The 15,405-nt window shown below is 61.5% G+C and carries 11 protein-coding genes; 4 read left to right on the forward strand and 7 right to left on the reverse strand.

Translation table 11 applies throughout. The features are described from left to right. Nucleotides 1–4: 4 nt before the first annotated feature. A complete protein-coding gene (locus tag H096_RS32710; RefSeq protein ID WP_033903358.1) occupies nt 5–1,714 on the forward strand; it encodes a PTS fructose-like transporter subunit IIB in 1,710 nt (569 codons plus the stop codon). Between the two features lie 44 nt (nt 1,715–1,758). Then, complete coding sequence (locus H096_RS32715; protein WP_033903359.1) at nt 1,759–3,300, forward strand: alkaline phosphatase D family protein; 1,542 nt, start codon at nt 1,759–1,761, stop codon at nt 3,298–3,300. Nucleotides 3,301–3,346: 46 nt separating this feature from the next. Here H096_RS32715 and H096_RS32720 read toward each other — a convergent pair whose 3' ends face one another. After that, nucleotides 3,347–5,872 carry a sulfite reductase flavoprotein subunit alpha gene (locus H096_RS32720; RefSeq protein WP_033903360.1) on the reverse strand — a complete coding sequence of 842 codons (2,526 nt, stop codon included), beginning with the start codon at nt 5,870–5,872 and terminating at the stop codon, nt 3,347–3,349. 136 nt (nt 5,873–6,008) lie between these two features. Continuing rightward, complete coding sequence (locus H096_RS32725; protein WP_033903361.1) at nt 6,009–8,312, reverse strand: TonB-dependent siderophore receptor; 2,304 nt, start codon at nt 8,310–8,312, stop codon at nt 6,009–6,011. Nucleotides 8,313–8,516: 204 nt separating this feature from the next. Between H096_RS32725 and H096_RS32730 the strand changes: the two genes are divergently transcribed. Both H096_RS32730 and H096_RS32735 read left to right on the forward strand, forming a co-directional pair. Then, nucleotides 8,517–9,197 carry a Fe2+-dependent dioxygenase gene (locus H096_RS32730; RefSeq protein ID WP_033903362.1) on the forward strand — a complete coding sequence of 227 codons (681 nt, stop codon included), beginning with the start codon at nt 8,517–8,519 and terminating at the stop codon, nt 9,195–9,197. 1 nt (nt 9,198) lies between these two features. Beyond that, nucleotides 9,199–9,948, forward strand: a complete 750-nt coding sequence (locus tag H096_RS32735; RefSeq protein ID WP_033903363.1) for a tetratricopeptide repeat protein — start codon at nt 9,199–9,201, stop codon at nt 9,946–9,948. A gap of 49 nt (nt 9,949–9,997) precedes the next feature. On the opposite strand, the gene H096_RS32740 is transcribed toward H096_RS32735, so the two are convergent. The 5 genes from H096_RS32740 to H096_RS32760 all read right to left on the reverse strand — a co-directional run bounded on the left by H096_RS32740 (nt 9,998) and on the right by H096_RS32760 (nt 15,080). Then, nucleotides 9,998–11,161 (reverse strand): type III PLP-dependent enzyme, encoded by a 1,164-nt coding sequence (locus H096_RS32740; RefSeq protein ID WP_010213203.1) that lies wholly within the window; start codon nt 11,159–11,161, stop codon nt 9,998–10,000. A gap of 477 nt (nt 11,162–11,638) precedes the next feature. After that, nucleotides 11,639–12,796: an ABC transporter ATP-binding protein gene (locus H096_RS32745; RefSeq protein WP_003171711.1), complete on the reverse strand. Its 1,158-nt coding sequence runs from the start codon at nt 12,794–12,796 to the stop codon at nt 11,639–11,641. After that, on the reverse strand, nt 12,793–13,446 hold the full coding sequence (locus tag H096_RS32750; RefSeq protein WP_010213201.1) for an ABC transporter permease: 654 nt from the start codon (nt 13,444–13,446) through the stop codon (nt 12,793–12,795). Before H096_RS32750 ends, H096_RS32745 begins: the two co-directional genes overlap by 4 nt. A 14-nt stretch (nt 13,447–13,460) precedes the next feature. After that, on the reverse strand, nt 13,461–14,354 hold the full coding sequence (locus H096_RS32755) for a glycine betaine ABC transporter substrate-binding protein (protein WP_033903364.1): 894 nt from the start codon (nt 14,352–14,354) through the stop codon (nt 13,461–13,463). A 9-nt stretch (nt 14,355–14,363) separates the two neighbouring features. After that, nucleotides 14,364–15,080 (reverse strand): ABC transporter permease, encoded by a 717-nt coding sequence (locus H096_RS32760; protein WP_033903365.1) that lies wholly within the window; start codon nt 15,078–15,080, stop codon nt 14,364–14,366. Nucleotides 15,081–15,405: the final 325 nt, after the last annotated feature.

A 15,405-nucleotide genomic window follows, 5' to 3' on the forward strand; every position in this document is an offset into this window, starting at 1 on the left:
TGTGATGAAGTTAGCCATTGTTACCGCCTGCCCGAACGGCATGGTCACCAGTGTGCTGTGCGCCCGCTTGTTGGACGCCGCCGCGCAACGCCAGGGCTGGAGCACCAGCGTTGAAGTGGTGGATGTGCAGCGCCCGGAACGCCAGTTGTCCCAGGCCACGATCGACGATGCTGAATGGGTGTTGTTGGTCACCAGTACGTCGGTGGATATGCAACGGTTTGTCGGCAAACGTGTGTTCCAGAGCACGCCGGCCCAGGCGCTGGCGGATGTCGACGCGGTATTGCGTCGTGGTGCTGAAGAGGCGCAGGTGTATGTGGCTACGCAGCAGGCGGCCAAGAATGCACCGCGCATCGTTGCCATCACCGCTTGCCCGACGGGCGTGGCCCACACCTTCATGGCTGCCGAAGCCTTGCAACAGACCGCCAAGCGGCTGGGCTACGACTTGCAGGTCGAGACCCAGGGCTCGGTCGGCGCGCGCACGCCCTTGAGCCCGCAGGCCATCGCCGACGCCGATGTAGTGTTGTTGGCGGCGGATATCGAAGTCGCCACCGAGCGCTTCGCCGGCAAGAAGATCTACCGTTGCGGCACCGGCATTGCCCTCAAGCAATCCGAGGCCACCCTCAACAAGGCCCTGGCCGAAGGTGCGGTGGAAAACGCGGCAAGCGGTGTGGTGGCCAAGCAAGAAAAGACTGGCGTGTATAAACACCTGTTGACCGGTGTGTCGTTCATGTTGCCAATGGTGGTGGCGGGTGGGTTGTTGATTGCCTTGTCCTATATGTTCGGCATCACGGCGTTTGAAGAGCAAGGCACCCTGGCTGCCGCGTTGAAAACGGTGGGTAACCAGGCTTTCATGTTGATGGTGCCGCTGCTGGCAGGCTACATCGCGTACTCCATTGCCGACCGTCCCGCCCTGGCCCCCGGCATGATCGGCGGGTTGCTGGCGACGACATTGGGCGCTGGCTTCATCGGCGGGATATTCGCCGGTTTCCTGGCCGGTTATTGCGTCAAGCTGATCACCCGCGCGGTCAAGCTGCCGCAAAGCCTGGATGCGCTGAAACCGATCCTGATCATTCCCTTGCTGGCGAGCCTGTTCACCGGCCTGGCGATGATCTACCTGGTCGGGCCGCCGGTGGCGCGCATGCTGGTGGGCCTGACGGGATTCCTCAACAATATGGGCACTACCAACGCCGTGCTGCTGGGTGTGCTGTTGGGCGGCATGATGTGCGTCGACCTCGGTGGGCCGATCAACAAGGCAGCTTATGCGTTTTCCGTCGGCATGCTCGCCGAGCACAGTGGTGCGCCGATAGCCGCAGTGATGGCGGCGGGCATGGTGCCGCCCATCGGCATGGGCATCGCCACCTTCCTGGCACGCCGCAAATTTGCCCAGACGGAGCGTGAGGCCGGCAAGGCGGCGATCATTCTCGGCATGGTGTTTATCTCCGAAGGCGCGATTCCCTTTGCAGCCAAAGACCCGCTGCGCGTGATCCCGGCCAGTATCGCCGGTGGCGCGTTGGCGGGTGCGCTGTCGATGTACTTTGGTTGCAAGCTCGCGGCGCCCCACGGCGGCCTCGCGGTGCTGGTCATTCCGAATGCGATGAACCACGCGCTGCTGTACCTGCTGGCGATTGTCGCCGGTAGCCTGCTGACCGGCCTGGTGTATGCGCTGATCAAACGTCCGGAAGCGGTCGAGCTGACTGTCGCACCGGTGTCATAACCCCATGCTTAAGTGGCCCTTTTGATAACCAAGAGGGCACCTGCATGAGCCACTTCGATCTCGGCCGCCGCCGCGTGATGCAAGCCGTCGGCGCCGGCCTGTTGTTGCCGGGCCTGGCCCCGGCGGTGATCGCCTCTGTGAAGGACCGGCCGCAACTCACCGACGGCGTGCAGTCCGGCGACCTGCTCGGTGATCGCGCCATGATCTGGAGCCGCAGCGACCGCCCGGCCCGCATGGTGGTGGAGTGGGACACCCGCAGCGTCTTCAGCAACCCGCGTCGATTTGTTTCGCCCCTGGCCGACAACCGCACCGACTTTACCGCCCGTGTCGAACTCACTGGGCTGCCCGCCAACCAAGCGATTTTCTACCGCGTGCACTTCGAAGACGCCCAGACCGGCGTTGCCAGCGAACCCTGGTTTGGCCACTTGCGCAGCGTGCCGCAGCAGCGCCGCGATATTCGTTTTGTGTGGAGTGGCGACACCGTCGGCCAGGGCTTCGGCATCAACCCGGACATCGGCGGCATGCGCATCTATGAAGCGATGCGCCTGCGCCTGCCGGACTTTTTTATCCACAGCGGCGACACCATCTATGCAGACGGCCCAGTGCCGGCCCAGCTCACGGTCGAAGACGGGCGCATCTGGCGCAACCTCACCACCGACGCCAAGAGCAAGGTGGCTGAAACCCTGGATGAATATCGCGGCAACTACCGCTACAACCTGATGGACGAAAACGTCCGTCGCTTCAACGCCGAAGTGCCGCAGATCTGGCAGTGGGACGACCATGAAGTGGTGAACAACTGGTCGCCAAGCAAGCAGTTGGATGAGCGTTACCAGGTCAAGGACATCAACACCTTGGTCGGCCGTGCGCGCCAGGCCTGGCTGGAATATTCACCGATGCGCCGGCAGAGCGCCGATGGCGGCGGGCGCATTTATCGCAAGCTCGGCTATGGGCCGTTGCTGGATGTGTTCGTGCTGGACATGCGCAGCTATCGCGGGCCGAACGATGACAACCTGGGCGCTGAAAAACCCTTCCTCGGCCGCGAGCAGTTGGATTGGCTCAAGCGTGAACTCAAGGGCTCGCAGGCGCAGTGGAAAGTCGTCGCCGCTGACATGCCAATTGGCCTGGGTGTGCCTGATGGCGAAGTGAGCCCCGGCGTGCCGCGCTGGGAAGCGATTGCCAACAACGACCCAGGCGCACCGCAAGGGCGTGAGCTGGAAATTGCCGAGCTGCTGGGCTTTTTAAGGGCGCAGAAGGTGCGTAACCATGTGTGGCTGACGGCGGATGTGCATTACTGCGCGGCACACCACTATCACCCGGATCGCGCGGCGTTCCAGGATTTCGAGCCGTTCTGGGAGTTTGTCGCCGGGCCGTTGAATGCGGGGAGTTTCGGGCCTAATCCGTTGGACAAGACCTTTGGGCCAGAGGTGGTGTTCGAGAAGGCGCCGCCGGCGCAGAACACCTCGCCATTTGCCGGTTTTCAGTTTTTTGGCGAGGTGAACATTGATGGGCAGACGGCGGAGTTGACCGTGATTTTGCGGGATCTGGATGGCGTTTCGGTCTTTGAACAAAAACTCCAGCCCACCTGACTTGGAACTCAATCAACCTGTGGGAGCGGGCTCCCACAGTTGCCAATCAGTAGACGTCGCGGCGATAGCGACCTTGTTCGATCAACCGCTCCACGGCTTCACTGCCAAGGATGTCCACCAACGCCTGATCCACCCCAGTCGCCATCCCCTGCAGGCTCCCGCACACATAAATCGCCGCGCCGTCGCTCAGCCACTTACGCAGTACTTCGGCTGACTCCCGCAGGCGATCCTGCACGTAGATTTTTTCCTCCTGGTCGCGGGAAAACGCCAGGTCCAGCAGCGCCAGATCGCCACTGGCCAGCCAGCCTTGCAGTTCGTCCTGACAGAGGAAGTCATGCTTGATATTGCGCTCACCGAACAGCAGCCAGTTACGCTGCTGGCCGTCGGCAATGCGCGCCTTGAGCAAACTGCGCAGGCCGGCCAGGCCGGTGCCGTTGCCCAGCAGGATCAGCGGCACGGGTGCTTGCGGCAGGTGGAAGCCACTGTTGCGGCGCAGGCGCAGGCTGATGCTGGAGCCGAGGGCGGCATGTTCGGTGAGCCAGCCTGATCCCAGGCCCAGGCTGCCGTCGGGGTGGCGTTCCTGGCGCACGATCAATTCGAGTACGCCATCGCTGGCAATCGAGGCGATGGAGTATTCGCGCATGCCCAGCGGCACCAGCGCGTCCACCAGCGCCTGGGCATGCAGGCCGACCAGGTGGGCGCGATGCGTCGGCAGTTGGCGAGTGGCCAGGGCCTGGTCGAGGGTGTGCGCCATGCCGTCGATCAACACGCCGTCACTGCCGGCCAGGCCCAGGCCTTCGAGGAAGTGTTCGATGGCCCAAGGGCAGTTGCGCGGCAGCACTTCCACCAGGTCGCCGGCTTGCCAGCGTTGTGGTGACGAGGAGGTGAGGCCCAGCAAGTAGACATCGGCGCCTGCGCTGTCGCGGTTGAGCAGCGTGCGTTGGCTCAGTGTCCAGTTTTCGTACTGCGCGGTCGGCCAAGCGGCCGCCGGGGCGTGGCCGGTGAGCTGGCCGAGTTGTTGTTGCCAGTGCAGCAGGGCGGCGGTGTCACCGCTGTCGACTTCTACCGGAGCAAATAAAGCGTTGCCGCCCTGATGGGTCAGCCAGAAATGCAGGCGCCGCGCGAAGCCGCAGAAGTGTTCGTATTGACGGTCGCCCAGAGCCAGGACCGAGTAGTTCAAGCCCTTTAGGGGCAGGTCTTGGCCGAGCACGCTGCGATCGAATCCGCGAGCACTGTCAGGGGCTTCGCCGTCGCCGAAGGTGCTGACCACGAACAGCGCATTTTCCGACTGGCGCAGGTCATCCTGGCTGACGCTGCTCAGGGATTGCACCTTCACCGGCAAGCCGGCCGCCTGTAATTGGCCAGCCGTTTGCCAGGCCAATTGCTCGGCAAAACCGCTCTGGCTGGCAAAGCCGATCAGCCAGGCCGGGGCATCGCTGGTGTTGGCCGTGAGGCCTTTACGCGCGTCACGCACCTGGCGCTTCTTGCGACGACGGTCCAGGTACAACAGCCAGCCGGTGATGAAGAACAGCGGCATCAGCAACGAGCTGAGCGTGAGGATGATCCGTCCTGCCAGGCCGAAGTAGCTGCCGGTGTGCAGCGCGTAGACGCTGGTCAGCAGTTGTGAGCCGAAGGTCTTGCTGGCGTAGCGGTCGTGGGATTTCACCTCGCCGGTCGCCGGGTCCAGGTTGATCTGGTTCAACGCGCGGTCATGGGGCGAATTGTTTAGCAGGTAGTACACGGTGGCCGGTTGCCCGGCGACAGCTGGCATGCGGATGTTGTAGGCACTCAAGCCGGGGCCGGCGTTGCTGTAGATGCTGCTCCAGATCGCATCGTAATTGGCCACGGGCGCCGGACCTTCAGGGGCTGGGCCGCGTTTGCGCACCCGTTCATTCTGTGGGGCGTCGGACAGCAGCTGGGTCAGGCCCTGGCTGTACCAGTCGTAGGACCAATACAGCCCGGTCAGTGCCGACAGCAGATACGCCAACAGGCACCAGGTGCCGAACACCGAGTGCAGGTCCCAGTTGAAGGCACGGCCTTTTTTACGCCAATCCAAGGTCAGCCAGGCACGCCAGCTTGCCACTTGGCGCGGCCAGCGCAGGTACAACCCGGACAGGCAGAAGAACACCAGGATCAGCGTGCACGCGCCGGTGATGTTGCGACCGGTATCGCCCATCACCAGGAAACGGTGGAATTGCAGCAGGAAGCCGAAAACCTCCTGGCCGACCACGTCGCCCATGTAGTCGCCGGTGTAGGGATCGAAATAGCGCAACTGGCCACGGCGTTCGCCGGTCGGCGGGGTGAAGAACACGCGGGCGGCGTTGCCGCTTTCGCTCTCCACGAACAGCATGGCCACGGTCTGGCCTTCGGTGGCTTCCAGCTTGCGCACCAGCTCGGCGGGCGGCAATACACCGGCTTCGCGTTTTTCCACGGTCAGTACGCTCGGGTTGAGCGCCCGTAGGATTTCATCCTGAAACGAGACCGCAGCCCCGGTGATCCCCATCAAGGCCAGCACCAGCCCGGCGGTAATGCCGAAGAACCAGTGCAACTGGAACAGGGTTTTCTTCAACACGTCTGACCGCCTCGTCTATCCGGATATGTAGGGCACGGCGCGCATTATGCCGTGGCTTGTCGAGAAACATTCTGTTTTACACGCAAAAGCCCCACGCATCCGATGCGTGGGGCTTTTTGCTGCGTGGTGCGGCTGTTTAGAAGTGGAAGCTGGTGGACAACAGGGCCGTACGACCGGCCGCCTGGTTGGCGAAGTGCGAGGCGTAGGCCTTGTCGTAATAGGTCTTGTCGGTCAGGTTCTGCACGTTCAATTGCAGGTCGACGTTCTTGGTCAGCTTGTAGCTGGCCATGGCGTCGTAGCGGGTGTAGGACGGCACGTACACGGTGTTGGCCGCATCGCCATAAACCTGGTCGACGTAGAACGCGCCGCCACCGATGGTCAGCTTCGGGGTCACGTCATAGGTGGTCCACAGGCTGAACGAGTTCTCCGGGGTGTTGGGCATCTGATTGCCTTTGTTGGAGCCGGCAGTGACGACACCCTGGCGGTTGCCGTTCTTGCCCGGGTCAACCAGCTCGGCTTTGAGGTAGCTGTAGCCGGCGAACACTTGCCATTGGTCCGTGATCTTGCCGCTGGCGGACAACTCCAGGCCGTCTACGCGGGATTCGCCTGCGGTTTGGTAGGTGTTGGAGTCCACCAGGATGCGCGTGTTTTTCTTCTCGGTACGGAACACCGCAGCCGACAGCGACAAGCGGTTGTGGAACAGGTCCCACTTGGTGCCCAGCTCGTAGTTGACGGTTTCTTCTGGCTTGAGGTCGCTGGTGTTGATACCGGTCGGAATCGCGTTGTTGTCCACGCCTTCACCCACCAGGCCGCCGGCCGGCGAGGCCGAGGTAGCGTAGGAGGTGTAGATACTGCCGTTGTCCAGTGGCTTCCAGACCAGGCCGGCCTGCCAGTTGAAGAACTGACTGTCGTCCTTGACCTTGCTGCGCGCCTGCACGGTGGACGTCGGCACGGCGTTGGTATTGGCTTCGGTGTCGAAGGTGTCGTAGCGCAGGCCGACGTTCAGCAGCCATTTCGGGTCGAGTTCGATGGTGTCGAACACATACGCGGCGCGGCTGGTGGCCTTGGTGTTGGTGCCCATGTAGTTGCGGGCGATGGAGCCGTTCCAGGCGTCATCCGGGTTCGGGTTGCCCAGCGAAGTGCACTGGCCGCCCTGGCTGCCGGCGGCCACGGTGCAGGTCGGGTTGCTGTTCGGGGTGACGGTGTAGCCGCTGACACGGGTTTCTTCGCCGGTGAATTCCAGGCCGGTGGAGTAGCTGTGCTTGAAGCCCAGGGCCTGGAAGCTGCCGAACAGGTCGGTCTGGTTGGTGGTGGTCGTGGTGGTGGACACGCGGGTGTTGGCTCGACGCCACACCATGCCGAAGCGATTGACGTTGCGCTGGCTGTCATCCGGCTGGGTCAGCACGTAATCCTGGCCGGTGCTGCCGTGGCGCAAGGTGTTTTTCAGGGTCATGTTGTCGTTCAGGTCGTGCTCGACGGAGATCGTGCTGATGTCGGCGCGCGTCTTGCGGAAGTCACGGCTCTTGAGACCGTAGAAGTTGTTGCTGTCGCCGCCGTCAGTGGGTTTGTCATGCACGTGGGCGGTGGCGGTCGACGAGCTGTAGCCGTAGGGAATGCCCGAGTCCGGCAGGTCGTTGCTTTCCATGTGGTAGTAGCTGAGGTTGACGCGGGTCGGGGTGCCCAGGCCAAACGTCAGCGACGGGGCGACACCCCAGCGGTCGTAATTGATCGCGTCGCGACCGGCGACGTTCTGTTCGTGGCTCATCAGGTTCAGGCGGAACGCGGCGCTGTCGTCGAGGAACTGACGGTTCACGTCGAGCACATAGCGGCGGGTCTGGTCGGAACCGTAGGTGAAGCCGCCGTTGGTGAAGTCCCGCGCTTGTGGGGTCTTGCTCACCAGGTTGAGGCTGCCGCCAGCCGATCCACGGCCGCCGAACGACGAGTTCGGGCCCTTGCTGACTTCGATCGATTCGATGTCGAAGATCTCACGGCTCTGGCCGCCCGTGTCGCGCACGCCGTCCAGGTAGGTGTCGCCCTGGGCGTCAAAACCACGGATGAACGGGCGGTCGCCCTGGGGATTGCCGCCTTCACCAGCGCCGAACGTGATGCCCGGTACAGTACGCAAGGCGTCCTGCAGCGAGGTGGCGGCGGTGTCCTTGAGCACTTGTTGCGGCACCACGGTGACGGAACGCGGCGTGTCGACCAGCGGCGCAGTGTATTTCTGCGACGAGGCTTTTTCGACCTGGTAAGAGGTGTTGTCCTGTTCTTCGCCGGTAATGCTGGTGGCGCCCAAGGAGATGCTGTTGCGCTGGCCTTTTTGTTCAGTGTCTTCGGCCGCTTGCGCCAGATGGGCGACAGAGCTGGCGCTGAGGGCAACGCCGATGGCCGAAGCCAGCATGCGTGGTGAACTGGCAGGTATTTTTGTAGTGGTGCGCGACATGACGTGTCCTTTCCCCAAGGATGTGAGGCCGCGGAATATAGTGTTAACAAGTATTTCTATCAATTGCGATACATTGCTAATTGCACTGAATTTACATTCTTTACACTTTTTGCTTACGGTTTTTACGAACTCATCCGTCCCGACGTTTTACAGGGCGGATAAGAATCAATACCATTGGCGCCTCTCTGAATTCAGGTATTGCCCATGCTGCTGCACATCCCCGGCCTGTTCTCTCGTGAGGAAGTGCAGCGCATTCGCCAGGCCCTGGAAACCGCCGATTGGGCCGACGGTAAAATCACTGCCGGACACCAGTCCGCCAAGGCCAAGCACAACCTGCAATTGCCTGAAGGTCACCCGCTCGCCAAGGAAATTGGCGCGGCGATGCTGGAACGTTTGTGGCAGAACCCGTTGTTTATGTCGGCGGCGTTACCGCACAAGGTCTTCCCGCCTTTGCTCAATTGCTACACCGCCGGTGGCAGTTTCGACTTTCACATCGACAATGCCGTACGCCAGCCCAAAGGCAGCCACGAGCGCGTGCGCACCGATTTGTCATCCACCTTGTTTTTCAGCGATCCCGAGGAGTACGACGGCGGCGAGCTGGAGATCCAGGACACCTTTGGCCTGCAGCGTGTGAAGTTGCCGGCCGGCGACATGGTGCTGTACCCCGGTTCCAGCCTGCATAAAGTCAACGCCGTGACCCGTGGCGCGCGCTACGCCTCGTTCTTCTGGACCCAAAGCCTGGTGCGCGAAGACAGCCAGCGCACCCTGCTGTTCGAAATGGACGGTGCGATCCAGCAACTGAGCGCCGATGTGCCAGACCACCCTGCGCTGATCCAGCTCACCGGCACCTACCACAACCTGTTGCGCCGCTGGGTCGAGGTCTGACATGGGCTTCTTGTTGCGCCGTGAAGAAGTGCTCAACGTCGAGCAACTGCAAAGCATGCTCGATGATTCCCCCGTGCGCGCCGCCCAGGCGATCCTGGTGGCGGCAAAGGAGGGCGTGGTCGATGCCCAGGCGTTGCTCGGGCAGATCCTGCTGGAAGGCCGTGGCATTACCCGCGATGAAGCGCTGGCGTTGCGCTGGTTCCAGATTGCGGCGAAGGGCGGGCACTTGATGGCGCGCAATATGACCGGGCGCTGTTTGGAACATGGCTGGGGTGGTGCGGCAGATGAAACGGCAGCGGCGCGAGAGTACCGTTTGGCCGCCGAGGCCGGTTTGGATTGGGCGCAATACAACTACGCCAACCTGTTGGCGACCGGGCGCGGTATTGCCGAAGACCAGCAACAAGCGCTGAGCCTGTACCGCCAGGCAGCGGAACAAGGCCATGCCAAGTCGATGAATCTGCTGGGGCGTTATCTGGAAGACGGTCGCTTCTGTGGGCAGGATCTGGAGGCGGCGGTGGACTGGTATCGGCGCTCGGCCGAAGGCGGCGATTTTCGCGGGCAGTTCAGCTATGCGGCGGTGTTGGCCGACAGGGGGCAAATCGACGCGGCGCTGGAGTGGTTGCGCAAAGCGTTGGCGGGGGGGAATTTGAAGTTTTTGCGCACGGCGCACCAGGCGCTCTCAGCGGCGAGCAACCCGCAAATCAGAGCAATGGCAGAGGCCTACCGTGAGCGCGCAGGCAGCCTTTCTTAAGGCGTAAAAAAACCCATGAATTGTCATGGGTTTTTTAGCTGCAGCCGTTTTATACGTAGAACGACTTCAGTGGCGGAAAGCCATTGAACTCAACTGCGCTGTAGCTGGTGGTGTAGGCACCGGTCGACAACCAGTACAGACGATCACCAATCGCCAGGTTCAGCGGCAGGCCGTACTTGTAGTTCTCGTACATGATGTCGGCGCTGTCGCAGGTTGGGCCGGCAATGACCACTTCTTCCATCTCGCCTTTCTTCTCGGTCCAGATCGGGAACTTGATGGCTTCGTCCATGGTTTCGATCAGGCCGGAGAACTTGCCCACATCCGTATACACCCAACGCTCGACGGCGGTACGGGATTTACGCGCCACCAGCACCACTTCGCTGACCAGGATACCGGCGTTGGCAATCAACGAACGGCCCGGCTCCAGGATGATTTCCGGCAGGTCGTCGCCGAAGTCTTCCTTGAGGAAACGGATGATTTCTTCAGCGTAGGTTTCCAGGCTGTTGGTGCGGGTTATGTAGTTGGCCGGGAAGCCGCCACCCATGTTGATCAGCTTGAGGTGGATGCCGTCTTCTTCTTTCAGGCGTTCGAAGATCACTTTGACCTTGGCGATCGCCGCGTCCCACACGCTGATGTCGCGCTGTTGCGAACCCACGTGGAACGAGATGCCGTAAGGCACCAGGCCCAGGTCACGGGCCAGGATCAGCAGGTCCATGGCCATGTCGGTCTGGCAGCCGAATTTGCGCGACAAAGGCCAGTCAGCCGTGGTCGAGCCTTCGGTGAGGATACGCACATACACTTTCGAACCCGGCGCGGCCTTGGCGATGTTGCGCAGGTCGGCTTCGGAGTCGGTGGAGAACAGGCGCACGCCTTTCTCGTAGAAGTAGCGGATGTCCTTGGACTTCTTGATGGTGTTGCCGTAGCTGATGCGGTCGGCGCTGACGCCACGGTCCATCACTTTATCCAGCTCGTAGATCGAGGCGATGTCGAAGCTCGAACCTTTCTCTTTGAGCAGGTCGATGATCTCGACAGCCGGGTTGGCCTTGACCGCGTAATACACCTTGGCGAATTCGAAACCGGCGCGCAGGTCATCGTAGGCCTGGCTGATCATCGCGGTGTCGATCACCACGAACGGGGTTTCTTGCTTGTCGGCGAACGCCTTCATTTTGTCAAAAGTGGCGCGCGCGAAATAATCTTCGACGTTGATCGACATGCTGGGAACTCCTAAGGGCAAACTAAATTGATCAATGGGTGCAAATGAACGTCCTCCGTATCCCCACTTTGGTTCGCCTACTTCCCAAGGCATGTCGCCGAAAGCAAAAAGGCCATGGGAATAACCGCTTCCCTTGGCCTTGCTGTCTCGTCGTCAGTACTTGAGCCGGATGGATCGTTTCCAGCATGGACGTTCGGCGCGAACTTTAGGGCGTGAGGGGCTTGAGATCAACTAAAAATGTCGCGTTTTTGCACGCGTTCGTCGCGCGAACCCGTGCAGCTACTTATGTAACCGACAGGTGTGACGGAATGATGTTCCCCGGATGTGGGGAATTGAGGGTATTAACTGACACACCAGAGATCCAAATGTGGGAGCGGGCTTGCTCGCGAAAGCGGCGTGTCAGTCACAGCAACTACAACTGACAGACCGCATTCGCGAGCAAGCCCGCTCCCACAGTTTTAACCGCGTGGTGTCAACTCAGGCGAGTGCTGTCTCGGCAGGCGAAACGATGCTGGTCTTGCCACCTCGGGACTTACCCGAGCTCAAGTACTCGGCAATCGACTCCTGCGTCACCTCACCGAGGAACACCCGCTCCGCATCCATCACCGGCAACCACGAACGGTTGAACTCGTACATCCGCGACAGCAGGATGCGCAGATGCTCGTCATACGCCGCCGTGGCGTTGAACTCGCGCAGGTACTGGCCGCAGGTGCCGGTCTGACGGTGCAGGTCGCGACGTCGTACATAACCCAGCGCCTTGTTCTCGGCACAGGTGACCACCACGTAGCGACGGTCATGCTCGTCCATCAGCTCCAGCGCGTCCGCCACTGGCGTTTCCGGGCTCACCGAAGGGGCATTGTCCGCCGCGTCTTCGGCCTTCACCAGCAACAGGCGCTTGAGGGTGCTGTCCTGGCCCACGAAGTTGCTGACAAACTCGTCGGCCGGGTGCGCCAGCAGGGTGTCCGGATGATCGATCTGCAGCAGCTTGCCGGCACGGAAGATCGCGATCTTGTCGCCCAGCTTGATTGCTTCGTCGATGTCGTGGCTGACCATGATCACGGTCTTGTTCAGCGCACGCTGCATCTCGAAGAATTCGTTCTGGATCATTTCGCGGTTGATCGGGTCGACCGCGCCGAACGGTTCATCCATCAACAGCAACGGCGCGTCGGCCGCCAGGGCGCGGATCACGCCGATCCGTTGTTGTTGGCCGCCCGACAATTCACGCGGGTAGCGATGCAGGTATTGCTTGGGTTCCAGCTTGATCATGCTCATCAACTCGCGGGCGCGATCATGGCATTTTTGCTTGTCCCAGCCGAGCAATTTCGGCACGACCACGATGTTTTCCTCGATGGTCATGTTCGGGAACAGGCCGATCTGCTGGATCACATAACCGATGTTGCGACGCAGGGTCACTTCGTCGAGGTCGGTGGTGTCTTCGCCGTTGATCAGGATCTTGCCCGAGGTCGGCTTGATCAGGCGGTTGATCATCTTCAGCGTGGTGCTTTTGCCGCAGCCCGACGGGCCGAGGAACACGCAAATCTCGCCTTCATTGACGGTCAGGCTTACATCGTTCACGGCCGTGACAGTCTTGCCGTTGCTTTGGAAGGTCTTGGACAGGTTTTGAAGTTCGATCATTTGAGCAATCCTTTTGGAGTCAGCGAGCGTTGCAGCCATTGCAAGAGCAGGTCGGCAAAAATGGCCAGGAGACTGACCAGCACGGCGCCGACGATCAGCATCGACATGTCGCTGCGGCTGATGGAAGCCAGAATAAGTACACCCAGGCCACCGGCGCCGATGGTGGCGGCGATGGTCATCACACCAATATTCATCACCACGGCGGTGCGCACACCGGCGAGGATCACCGGCACGGCGATGGGCAACTCGACCATGCGCAGGCGCTGGCCGAAGGTCATGCCGATGCCGCGTGCGGCTTCGCGAATACCCGGTTCCACGCCGGTGAGGGCGAGGTAGGTGTTACGCATGATCGGCAGCAGGGAGTAGAGGAACACGGCGGTGATCGCCGGCATTGGCCCCAGGCCCTGGCCGAACTTGGAGTAGAACGGCAGCAGCAGGCCGAACAGGGCGATGGACGGCACGGTCAGCAGCACCGTGGCGCTGGCTTGCAGCGGGCCTGCGAGCGTCGGGAAGCGCGTCATCAGGATGCCCAGGGGCACACCGATCAGGATCGCGAGGATCACGGCGATACCGACCAGGGTGATGTGCTGCCCGGTCAGTTGTAGGACTTGGGCCCAATCAAGATGGGAAAAGGCGTTCAGGAATTCCATGTCTTCTCCTCTTATTAGTTGATCGGATGTTGGCGCAGGAAGTCGGCGGCAACCGCGGAGGGGCTTTCATGGTCGACGTCGACCCGCGCGTTCAACTGGCGCATGGTTTCGTCGTCGAACAGCTCGGCCAATGGCTTGAGGTCAGCGGCCAGTTCCGGGTGCGCGTCGAGATACACCTGACGCACCACGGGCGCGGCGGTGTAGTCCGGGAAGTAGTGCTTGTCGTCTGCCAGCAGCTTCAGTTTGAAGGCGTTCAGGCGACCGTCGGTGGTGTAGACCAGACCGGCAAACACCTGGCCATTACGCAGCGCGGTGTAGACCAGGCCGGCGTCCATCTGCCGGGTGTTTTTGCGCGTGAGGTTCATGTCGTACAGCTTGACCATACCGGCCAGGCCGTCGGAACGGTTGGCGAACTCGGTGTCCAGGGCCACCAGGCGGTTGCTCTTGGCATCTTGCGCGACGGCCTGGGTCAGGTCGCTGATGCTGTTGATTTCGGGATGCTCAGCCGCAACCTTCTCCGGCAGCGCCAGGGCGTAGGTGTTGCTGAAGCGCGACGGTGAGAGCCAGACCAGGCCTTTTTTCGCGTCGAGTTCTTTCACCCGAGCGTAGGACTGTTCGCTGTCGAGTTTCTCGTCGACGTGGTTGTAGGCCACCAGCGACACGCCGGTGTATTCCCAGATCAGGTCCAGTTGCCCACTTTCCTGGGCACTGCGCGCCAGGTTGCTGCCCAGGCCGCCGGTCACGCGGGTGTCATAGCCCTTGGTGCGCAGGTACTGGGAGGTGATTTCGGCCAGCAGGGTCTGTTCGGTGAATACCCGGGCGCCGATGCGGATCACGGGTTTTTCGGCGGCTTGCGCAATGCCTGCACACAGCAGGACGCAGCTCAATATCAAGGTCAGTTTTTTCATGTCGGTTCCTTAAGACGCACGCAGCCCGCGTTCCAGCCAGAGGCGGCTGGCCAGGGTCACCAGACCGTCAAGCAGCAAGGCCAGCAACGCGGTACACGCGGCGCCGAGCAGCAATTGCGGCTGATTGTTCAGGGCGATGCCGGGGAAGATCAGGCTGCCCAGGCTGTTGGCGCCGATCAGGAAGGCCAGCGGCGCGGTGCCGACGTTGATCGCCAGGGCCACGCGCACGCCACCGATGATGATCGGCACGGCGTTGGGCAATTCCACGCGAAACAGCACCTGGCGTGGCGTCATGCCAATGCCGGTGGCAGCTTCTTTCAGCGAGCCTTGAACGTTTTTCAGGCCTTCGTAGGTGTTGCGCACGATGGGCAGGAGGGAGGCGAGGAACAGCGCGAAGATCGCCGGGCCGCTGCCGATACCAAGGACGCCGAGGGCGATGGCCAGTACGGCCAGGGGAGGGACGGTGTTGCCGATGTTGAAGATCTGCATGAAGCGTTCTGCGCGCCCGACCATGTGCGGTCGGCTGAGCAGGATACCGGCGGGGATGCCCACAACAAGGGCGGCCAGCATGGAGACTAGAACGAGGATCAGGTGTGCTTGCAGGTAAAACAACAAATCGTCGCGGTACAGTTCGATCGTGTTGATGCCGATCCAGTGGACCAGCAGGGCCAGGAGCGCGACGACAACCGCACCTCCTATCAGCCCTTTGCCATAGCGAATAGCCACAGGCGGACTCCTTTTTTCTTCTGTCGGCGTCCACATTTCCGAGCGGCAATGCCATTCCTGGCTGTCGGCGAATGTGGTCGCGAAATGCAGCTCGTCGATACCGGCAACGCGGTAAAGATCCGAGCCATGAGCGCAGCCTCGTCAGGCTAACTTGCTGATTTATCAGCCCCTGTTCCGAGTGCCGTAGCAGGGGAGTGGACGTCTCGACCTTTTAAAAGGTTCCACACTTGGCAGCAATTAGCCACCCCCAATCGGGTGAACGGTGGTCCGGCCCCTGGGGTTTGCGCTATACTCGCCGCCCTTTTTTGACTCACCTGCCAGGCGA

Source organism: Pseudomonas sp. FH1 (genome assembly GCF_000510895.2).
In the GTDB taxonomy this organism is placed as follows: domain Bacteria; phylum Pseudomonadota; class Gammaproteobacteria; order Pseudomonadales; family Pseudomonadaceae; genus Aquipseudomonas; species Aquipseudomonas azotoformans_A.